The sequence below is a fragment of the Pseudostreptobacillus sp. genome (genome assembly GCF_977040545.1).
The window spans coordinates 1-8,208 of sequence record NZ_CDRRBS010000050.1 but is presented as its reverse complement, the minus strand read 5'-3'; the positions used below and the strand labels follow the sequence as shown (position 1 = coordinate 8,208).

Annotated in this window: 11 protein-coding genes; 5 read left to right on the top strand and 6 right to left on the bottom strand. The window is 24.5% G+C overall.

Going from position 1 to position 8,208, the window contains the following annotated elements:
- From ACWYO2_RS03665 to yajC, 5 genes are all read right to left on the bottom strand, one after another.
- Nucleotides 1-1,058: RNB domain-containing ribonuclease (locus tag ACWYO2_RS03665; RefSeq protein WP_455515146.1), on the bottom strand; the 1,058-nt coding region annotated here is incomplete at its 3' end.
- Nucleotides 1,059-1,096: 38 nt separating this feature from the next.
- Entirely contained in the window at nucleotides 1,097-1,657 is a 561-nt protein-coding gene (yqeK, locus tag ACWYO2_RS03660) for a bis(5'-nucleosyl)-tetraphosphatase (symmetrical) YqeK (protein WP_455515145.1), read from the bottom strand.
- An 8-nt stretch (nucleotides 1,658-1,665) separates the two neighbouring features.
- Nucleotides 1,666-2,121, bottom strand: a complete 456-nt coding sequence (locus ACWYO2_RS03655) for a hypothetical protein (protein ID WP_455515144.1) — start codon at nucleotides 2,119-2,121, stop codon at nucleotides 1,666-1,668.
- Nucleotides 2,122-2,123: 2 nt separating this feature from the next.
- On the bottom strand, nucleotides 2,124-3,185 hold the full coding sequence (locus ACWYO2_RS03650; protein ID WP_455515143.1) for an N-acetylmuramoyl-L-alanine amidase family protein: 1,062 nt from the start codon (nucleotides 3,183-3,185) through the stop codon (nucleotides 2,124-2,126).
- A 9-nt stretch (nucleotides 3,186-3,194) separates the two neighbouring features.
- A complete protein-coding gene (gene yajC, locus ACWYO2_RS03645; RefSeq protein ID WP_455515142.1) occupies nucleotides 3,195-3,449 on the bottom strand; it encodes a preprotein translocase subunit YajC in 255 nt (84 codons plus the stop codon).
- A 116-nt stretch (nucleotides 3,450-3,565) separates the two neighbouring features.
- Here yajC and ACWYO2_RS03640 point away from each other — a divergent pair, with 116 nt between their 5' ends.
- On the top strand, nucleotides 3,566-4,219 hold the full coding sequence (locus tag ACWYO2_RS03640; protein WP_455515141.1) for an N-glycosylase/DNA lyase: 654 nt from the start codon (nucleotides 3,566-3,568) through the stop codon (nucleotides 4,217-4,219).
- Between the two features lie 35 nt (nucleotides 4,220-4,254).
- On the opposite strand, the gene ACWYO2_RS03635 is transcribed toward ACWYO2_RS03640, so the two are convergent.
- Nucleotides 4,255-5,874 (bottom strand): ABC-F family ATP-binding cassette domain-containing protein, encoded by a 1,620-nt coding sequence (locus ACWYO2_RS03635; RefSeq protein ID WP_455515140.1) that lies wholly within the window; start codon nucleotides 5,872-5,874, stop codon nucleotides 4,255-4,257.
- A gap of 112 nt (nucleotides 5,875-5,986) precedes the next feature.
- On the opposite strand from ACWYO2_RS03635, the gene ACWYO2_RS03630 reads away from it, so the two are divergent.
- From ACWYO2_RS03630 to ACWYO2_RS03615, 4 genes are read left to right on the top strand one after another with little or no spacing between them, the layout of a single operon-like run.
- On the top strand, nucleotides 5,987-6,523 hold the full coding sequence (locus ACWYO2_RS03630) for an NUDIX hydrolase (RefSeq protein WP_455515139.1): 537 nt from the start codon (nucleotides 5,987-5,989) through the stop codon (nucleotides 6,521-6,523).
- Nucleotides 6,510-6,953, top strand: coding sequence for a hypothetical protein (locus ACWYO2_RS03625; RefSeq protein ID WP_455515138.1), 444 nt, complete (start codon nucleotides 6,510-6,512; stop codon nucleotides 6,951-6,953). The genes ACWYO2_RS03630 and ACWYO2_RS03625 overlap by 14 nt, the downstream gene beginning before the upstream one ends.
- A 1-nt stretch (nucleotide 6,954) precedes the next feature.
- Nucleotides 6,955-7,641: a M48 family metallopeptidase gene (locus tag ACWYO2_RS03620; RefSeq protein WP_455515137.1), complete on the top strand. Its 687-nt coding sequence runs from the start codon at nucleotides 6,955-6,957 to the stop codon at nucleotides 7,639-7,641.
- Between the two features lie 10 nt (nucleotides 7,642-7,651).
- Nucleotides 7,652-8,152: a peptidylprolyl isomerase gene (locus ACWYO2_RS03615; RefSeq protein ID WP_455515136.1), complete on the top strand. Its 501-nt coding sequence runs from the start codon at nucleotides 7,652-7,654 to the stop codon at nucleotides 8,150-8,152.
- Nucleotides 8,153-8,208 lie beyond the last annotated feature (56 nt).

Here is an 8,208-nt window from a genome sequence, read left to right as displayed (position 1 = left end):
ATTTTGATTTCTTTTATATTTCCTTTATCATCTAATATTGGTTTTATTTCAGGTATATCAAAATTAATCATACCATTTTTATATTTTTTTTGACGAAGAATAAGAGAAAATTCAAGCATTGTAAATAACATTTCATTACCTTTTTTTTCTTTTTTATCGAATATATCATTTACGTAATCATAGGTAAGTCTTCTTTTTGAGTTTATAATTGATTTAAAGAAGTCTGAATCAATTAATTTTCCATCTAAAGTATAAGTAAGTTTTGCTGTAAAACATAATTTATCTTCATTAGGATTTAAAGAACATAAATTATTAGATATTCTCTTAGGTAACATGGGTATAACTTTATCAATTAGATATACAGAATTTCCTCTTTTAGCTGCTTCAAAATCAAGAAAAGAATTTTCTTTAACAAAATGAGAAACATCGGCTATACTAACATAAAGTATATATTTATCTTCTTTTTTTTCTAAATATATGGCATCATCCAAATCTTTAGCTGTGATATCATCTATGGTTATAGTTGCCTGTTTACGTAAATCTTTTCTATATTTTAATTCTTCATCTATATTAATCCTTTTGATTTGTATAGCTTCTTTTTTTGATTCTTTTGAAAATGAAAGAGGAATATTCGATGATTCTAATATAGAAGAGAATAGATTGCTACTATTGTTAATATTACCATAATTATGTAGTATATGTACCATTATATCGTCTTTTTTTAAAGTAGAATAGTCAATTTTAAATGATACGATATCATTTGCTTTTAATATAATATTTTTGGTTAATTTAGCAACGACAATTTTATTACTTCTATTTATTTTAATTATCGCTTTATTTTTCTTTAAAAATTTAACAATACCATAAAATGGAGTAGTTGGTCTTGAAATAATTTTAGTTACTTTAGCTAATAACTTGTCAGTATCATATATATCTATTTCAACCTCATCTTTATCAAAAGCGTTATTAAAATTATCAAAATGTATCATATAAGTTAAACCATCTTGAGCATTAACAAAACCAAATCTTGGATTTTTTGATGTGAAAGTTCCTTTCATTTTACCTCTTTCTATATAAAGATAAAGGACAAAGTCCTTTATTTTATTAAACTGTTTCTTAAATTTATTGTATTTGGATGTATAGGAGAATTTTTATCTATTAAATGTTTTAATTTATAATTTATTTCTTTATATATTGCTTCATCAAGATTATATTCAGCTATTTGTCTTAATTCATCAACATGAGGATAATCACGACCATCTTCAATAGCATCAGCAATATAGACTATTTTGTCAACTATAGTCATTTGTATACGACCTATAGTATGATATCTTATTGCATTTAATATTAATTCATCTGTTATATTAAATCTTTTTTTTACAAAACTTGCTCCAGCAAATCCATGTAATATTTGATTTATTTTAAAACCATTTTCAAATATATGTTTATATTTATCTTCGATTAAATTATAAGCATAATCGTTATCAAAATTCTTAGCGATATCGTGTAGTAGAGCAGCAGTTTCAACTTGTTCAATAGGTGCATTATATATTTTTGCAAGGTATATAGCTTTATCTCTAACTCTTAAAACATGATTATATCTACTTTCGTTAATTTGTTTTTTTAATTCTTTTAGCATTTCTTCATAATTATACATTTTACCTCCTAATTAGAATCAACTTCAATTATTATATCTTGTATACCCTCAAAATTTTCGTTTATTGTTTTCTTTACCGAATTAACAAAAGTATTAAGTTTAGATTTGTCTAATTTATTAAATGAACGACTGATTTTTATTATAACAGTATTTTTTGAGTTTCTTACAATATTATATGCAGCTAAAAACTGATAATTTGATGGTTCAAGTTTCATATTATCTATTATGGAATTTATATAGTCACCTTCATCTATAGAAATAGATCTATTTTTTATTTCTTTTATATCAAACTCTTTTGTTTTAAAGTTATACAAATATATTTTTAATATATTTTCAGATTCAACGTCTGTAACAGTAGTAGTATCAAAATTAGGTACTTTATAGTATATGTAGTCTCCAATATAAGATATGATACTAAGTGCTGCTAAACCAACTAGTACAATTAATAATTTATTATTTTTCATTTTTACTCCTCAAAATTTTCTCTTATGGAATCAGCAATTGCAATAACTACTTTTTCTTGTCCTTGATCACTTGCAAGAAAAGCAGAGTCAGATTCATTAGATATGAAACCAAGCTCAATTAACATACTAGCTGATTCACTTCCTCTTAAAACAGCAAAATTAGCACCAAAAATTCCTCTACGTTTAATCCCTGTTAAATCAATATAGTTTTTAAGTATAATTGTTGCTAGATTTGCACTTTTTATTTTAGTCCTATTAGTAAAAAATTCACCTAATATTTGATTTATAGAAGAAACTTTTTGGGCACTATCATCAGTTTTTTCCTCGTTTGCCACAAGTTTAGCTGCATAAGGATTAGTATCTTTAGAAAAATAGAATATCTCAGCACCATTGGCTGTAGTATTACTTGCAGCATTTAAATGTACACTAACAAAAAGATCTGTATTATTTTTATTTCCTATTCTTGGTCTTTCACTTAAAGGAATAAAAGTATCATCTTTTCTTGTAAGAATAACATTATGATCTCTTTTTAAATTTTCAGCAAGTTTAAGAACTACTTGAAGTGCAATTTCTTTTTCCATTCTTCCAAATCCACGTGCACCTGAATCATGCCCACCATGTCCTGCATCAAGAGTTATTACTAATTGCTTATTAGTTAAATTACTCATTCTTTTAGGAATGTTAGAAATGTATTGAGAAATTTTTATAACATTGTTATTATACGTAACCTTACTATTATAACCATATTGTGAATATGTAAGTATAGATATAGAATTTTTATCTAAATTATCAATTATAATATCCTTGTAGTATTTATCATTAACATCTATTTTTTTTAATACTTCTGGTGAAATAGAAGAATTTTTAATATCTATTTGTGAAACATTATATTTTATTTTATTACTACTATTAATTTCATTTTTTATTGACGGAGAAACTTTACTATCAAAAGTTAGAGTAAATTCTCCGTTTATATAGCTTACATCTTTAAGAACAGCTGCATTCAATAGAGTAGAAATGAAGATAAATATAAATAAAATAGATTTTTTTGTATACACGAACATATTTACCACCTAGTCTAAAACCTTTGAAATTGCATTTTTAGAAAATTTTATGTTTGTATTATCGTCTACTTTAATTTCTACAGTATTTTCTTCTATTTTATTTATTACACCATATATACCACCTATGGTAATAATTTTTTTTCCTATTTTTAAATCTTCGTATAATTTTTTTGCTTTTTCTTTTCTTTTTCTATCTGAGGATAAAGCAAGTAAATATCCCATAAATCCTATAAAAATTATTAATATAAAAATAATTAGTTCCATATTTTCTCCTTTAGTTTATTTTTTTTTATTATATCACAGTTATATTTAAAAATCTATAAATTATAACTTGAAAAATTTTGATATTTTTATTAATATATAAATGAAAGAGAGGTAAAATGGATATTTGTATAGAAAAACAAAAAGAAATAGATGAAGTATATAAAAAATTTAAAAATGATATTGATATGGCTATAAAAGGTTATGCAGAAACTATTTATTATGATGAAAAAGATTATTTTGCTGAAATTGCATTTTGTATATTAACACCTCAAAGTAAGGCACGTAATGCTTGGTCAGCAATTGAAAAATTAAAGGAAAATGGATTATTATATACCGGAACTGAAGAAGAGATTGTTAATTATTTAAATGTTGTTAGATTTAAGAATAATAAAGCAAAATACTTAATAGAACTTAGAAACTTAATGACAAGAAATGGTCAATTAGATAGTAAAAACATATTAAAAGAAGTAGGAGATGTTTTTGAAAAAAGAAATTGGATATTAAAAAATATAAAAGGTATGGGACTTAAAGAAGCTGCACATGTACTTAGAAATTTAGGATACGGAAGATATTTAGCTATATTAGATAGACATGTACTTAAAAATCTATTTGAATTAGGAGTGATTAAAGAGATACCTAAGACTTTAACACCTAAAATATACTTTGATATAGAAACAAAAATGAAAGAGTATTCAGAATATGTAAATATACCCATGGATGCTTTAGATTTAGTTTTTTGGTCTCAACAAGCAGGAGAGGTATTTAAATAATAAATACCATAGTCGATTTAGACTATGGTATTTTTTTATCTATACATTTCATTTATTTGTTCTTGTAAATCTTCATCTTCAACATACTCGTCGAAGTCCATTTCCTTATAAATTAACCCTTTAGGTGTAATTTCTATAATTTTATTTGCAACTGTTTCGATAAATTCATGATCATGAGTAGTAAATAGTATTGTACCATTAAATTTAGTTAACCCTTTATTTAATGAAGTTATAGATTCAAGATCTAAATGGTCCGTAGGACTGTCAAGTAATAATACATTTGCGCCACTTAACATCATTTTTGCTAACATACATCTAACTTTTTCTCCACCTGATAATACATTTGCTTCTTTACGAGCATCATCACCAGAAAATAGCATACGTCCTAAAAATCCTCTTACATATTCTTCGTGTTGATCAGTAGAATATTGTCTTAACCAATCAATTAATGATAATTTAACATTTTCAAAATATTGGCTATTATCTTTAGGGAAGTAACTTTGAGTAGTTGTCATTCCCCATTCATAAGTTCCACTATCAGCTTCTAATTCACCGGCTAATATTTGGAATAGAGTAGTTTTAGCTATATCATTTCTTGAAAGAATGGCTACTTTGTCACCAGTATTTATAGTAAAGCTAATATTGTCTAAAACAAGTTCTCCATCAACAGTTTTACTTAAGTTTTCTACTTTAAGCATATTATTACCAGCTTCTCTTTCAGGTTTAAAATCAACATAAGGATATTTTCTATTAGATACTTGCATATCTTCAAGTTGTAATTTTTCTAGTTGTTTTTTTCTACTTGTTGCTTGTTTTGATTTTGAAGCATTAGCTGAAAATCTAGCAATAAATTCTTGTAATTCTTTTCTTTTTTGTTCAATTTTCTTATTTTGATTTCTTAATAATTCTTGCATTAATTGTGAAGATTCATACCAGAAATTGTAGTTTCCTACAAATAATTTAATTTTACCATAGTCTATATCAGCTATGTGAGTACAAACTTTATTTAAAAAGTGTCTATCATGTGAAACTATAAGAACAGTAGTACTTTCTAAATCCATTATAAAGTTTTCAAGCCAATTAACTGCTTTTAAATCTAATCCATTTGTAGGCTCATCTAGAAGTAGAATATCAGGATTACCAAATAAACTTTGAGCAAGTAAAACTTTAACTTTTTCTGGTTCTGTTAATTCTTTCATATATTTATTATGAAGTTCAGGTGCAATTCCTAATCCTGTTAAAAATTTTTCAGCATTAGTTTCAGCTTCCCAACCATCAAGTTCAGCAAATTCACCTTCTAATTCACTTATTTTTATACCATCTTCATCTGTGAATTCAGTTTTTGAATATATTTCATTTTTATCTAATATAATTTGATAAAGTCTTTCATGCCCCATAATTACAACATCTAAAACTTTTTCATCTTCATAAGCAAAGTGATCTTGCTTTAAAAAAGAAATTCTTTTATTTTTATCTATTATAATATCACCACTTGTAGATTCGACTTCTCCAGTTATAACTTTAAGAAAAGTTGATTTACCTGCACCATTTGCTCCTATAATACCGTAGCAATTTCCTTCGGTAAATTTAATATTAACATCCTCAAATAATTTTCTTCCCCCAAATTGTACTGTTAAATTACTTGTAGTTATCATAATTCCCCTTTCAAAATTAATATTTTTATTCATTATACCATTATTTTTTATTGTTTGCAATTTAGCTATATTTATTGTAAAATATAGCTATATATTTTGGAAGGTGGTAGTTATGTCTAAACCAATATGTGAAGGTTTTAATTTTTTAAAAGGAAAAATAAAAATACATCCTACAACAGGTGTAAAATTAGAATATTTAGATAAATCAAATGCAGTATGTATTATTTTATTTAATAATACTTTAAGTAAAGTATTATTAGTCGAACAATATAGACCAGGTGTAGACGGCAATACTTTTGAAAATGTAGCAGGATTGATAGATTTAGGAGAAAATCCTGTAGATGCTGTAAAAAGAGAATTAAAAGAAGAAACAGGATATTCTTTTGAAGATATTTCAGATTTTATGGAATATAAAGAAGGATTACCAGTTAGTCCCGGATATACGACGGAAAAACTTTATTTTTATGCAGCTCGTTTAAAATCAGATAATATATTGCCAGGAAAAACAAATTTTGATGAAGGTGAGGATATTTTATCTCATTGGATAGATATTGACAAAGTAGAAGACTATGTAACAGACCTTAAAACATTATTTTCTATTTCATATTTTTTACCGAAATTTAAGGAAGTATTTAATGGAAATGATTAGTTATTTTTTTATTTCTTTTATTATTCTTTTATCTTATTCATTATTATTATCTTGGAATAGTAAAAAAAATTTAAAGAATGAAAAATTAAATATAAATAATACCATTATTAATGTTTTAAATGAAGGCTATTTTATAAAAACAGAAGAAACATTTGATTTTAAAGACATAGAAGAAATACAAGTTTTAGAAATGAATTTAGGAATTAAAAATAATGTTCGTATTTTAGATTCTCTAGAATTAATGATAAGATATAGAGGGAATAGAACTTATTATGAACATATTGGTATATTTAAAGTAGAAAATAGTTTGATGTTTATTAAAAATTTAAAAGAAAAACTTCCTGAAATGTATTTAACGTTTATAACTGAAAGTGTATTTATTATTCCTAGTATGTTAAAGATTCTTGAAACTTCAATGGAGAATATATAACATGTTAGGAATAGGAACTATAGAATATATACTAGGATATGAAGTTGAAAGAAAAAAAGTAAAAAATATAAATTTAAGAATAAGACCTGATTTAAGTGTGTATATATCAGCGCCAGTTAATTTAGATAAATATTATATAGAACAATTTATAATATCTAAAAAAGAGTGGATAGATAAAAATATTAAAAAGATAAACGAATACAGTAAAAATAGAGTGGAAGAGGATTATACCGATAGGTCTAAAATTAAATTTTTAGGTAAATTATACACTTTAGAAGTTAAAATATCTAATTTTGATAAACTTATTTTTAAAGATAATAATTTTATACTTTATACTTTAAATGATGATTTTGAATATAAAAAGAAAATTATTTATTCATTTTATTTTAATGAAGCAAACAAGATTTTTAAAGATAGGTTAGATAAATGGAAAAATATAATGGGAGAAGATTTTGAAAGATTAATAATAAAGCAAATAAAAGGTAAATGGGGATATTGTAATTGTTTCAAAAGTATAATTGCTTTAAATATAGAATTAATAAAAAGAAGTTTATTTGAAATTGATTATGTGTGTGTACATGAATTGGCACATTTAAAACATCCCAATCATAGTAATAATTTTTATAGACATGTTGAAAAATATATGAAAAATTATAAAGAAGCAGAAAAATTATTAAAATATAGATAGGAAGGTAAATATGAAAGCAATAATAAAAACTAATAAAGGTGAAATAAATTTAAATTTATTTAGTGAGGCAGCGCCTGTAACAGTGTTAAATTTTATTAATTTAGCTAATAGAGGGTATTATAATAATACTATATTTCATAGAGTTATAGAAGATTTTATGGCACAAGGTGGTGATCCAACAGGAACAGGAATGGGAGGACCGGGATATTCGTTTGGAGATGAAGTTTATAATGGGTATTTATTTGATAAACCTGGATATTTAGCTATGGCAAATGCTGGTCCTAATACTAATGGCTCTCAATTTTTTATAACAACAGTTATTACTGAATGGTTAAATAATAATCATACAATCTTCGGTGAAGTGGTAAGCGAAAGTGATTTAGATATAGTTAAAAGTTTAAAAAATAATGATAAAATTGAAAAAATTGAAATTATTGATTTAGATAAAGAATTTTTAGATAAACATAAGGATATTTTAGAAAAATTTAATAGTGTTTTAGATAAAGGGTAATTTAAAAGATAAAAAAATGTTATAGTTATATCAAAATAAATTTATTATAAAGGCAT

Excerpts from the sequence above, each read along its gene's own strand:
- ACWYO2_RS03635 (WP_455515140.1), bottom strand. The coding sequence starts at position 5,874 with ATGATAACTACAAGTAATTTAACAGTACAATTTGGGGGAAGAAAATTA.
- yajC (WP_455515142.1), bottom strand. The coding sequence starts at position 3,449 with ATGGAACTAATTATTTTTATATTAATAATTTTTATAGGATTTATGGGA.
- ACWYO2_RS03640 (WP_455515141.1), top strand. The coding sequence starts at position 3,566 with ATGGATATTTGTATAGAAAAACAAAAAGAAATAGATGAAGTATATAAA.
- ACWYO2_RS03630 (WP_455515139.1), top strand. The coding sequence starts at position 5,987 with ATGTCTAAACCAATATGTGAAGGTTTTAATTTTTTAAAAGGAAAAATA.
- ACWYO2_RS03650 (WP_455515143.1), bottom strand. The coding sequence starts at position 3,185 with ATGTTCGTGTATACAAAAAAATCTATTTTATTTATATTTATCTTCATT.
- ACWYO2_RS03615 (WP_455515136.1), top strand. The coding sequence starts at position 7,652 with ATGAAAGCAATAATAAAAACTAATAAAGGTGAAATAAATTTAAATTTA.
- ACWYO2_RS03655 (WP_455515144.1), bottom strand. The coding sequence starts at position 2,121 with ATGAAAAATAATAAATTATTAATTGTACTAGTTGGTTTAGCAGCACTT.
- yqeK (WP_455515145.1), bottom strand. The coding sequence starts at position 1,657 with ATGTATAATTATGAAGAAATGCTAAAAGAATTAAAAAAACAAATTAAC.
- ACWYO2_RS03625 (WP_455515138.1), top strand. The coding sequence starts at position 6,510 with ATGGAAATGATTAGTTATTTTTTTATTTCTTTTATTATTCTTTTATCT.
- ACWYO2_RS03620 (WP_455515137.1), top strand. The coding sequence starts at position 6,955 with ATGTTAGGAATAGGAACTATAGAATATATACTAGGATATGAAGTTGAA.